Raw genomic sequence first — 285 nt, forward strand, 5'->3', positions numbered from 1 at the left:
AGCAGGTCGCCAGGACCGTGTCGATCCTGCGGCAGGAGAACCACTTCGTCACCAGGCTCACGGTACGGCAGCTGGTCGGATTCGGGCGCTACCCGTACAGCGGCGGCCGGCTCACGCAGGAGGACGAGGACAAGATCTCGGAGGCGATCGACTTCCTGAACCTCACCGACCTGGAGCAGCGCTTCCTCGACCAGCTCTCGGGAGGGCAGCGACAGCGCGCCTACGTCGCGATGGTGCTCGCCCAGGACACCGAGTACCTGCTCCTTGACGAACCGCTGAACAACC

1 protein-coding gene is annotated in these 285 nt (G+C 65.6%); it reads left to right on the forward strand.

Annotated features, from left to right (window positions below):
• Positions 1-285 (forward strand): ATP-binding cassette domain-containing protein (locus KI686_RS17680; protein ID WP_237590408.1); only part of this gene is annotated, 285 nt, incomplete at both ends.

Origin of the sequence: Polaribacter sargassicola, from assembly GCF_021991835.1 — a bacterium.
GTDB classification, from domain to species: Bacteria; Bacteroidota; Bacteroidia; order Flavobacteriales; family Flavobacteriaceae; genus Polaribacter; species Polaribacter sargassicola.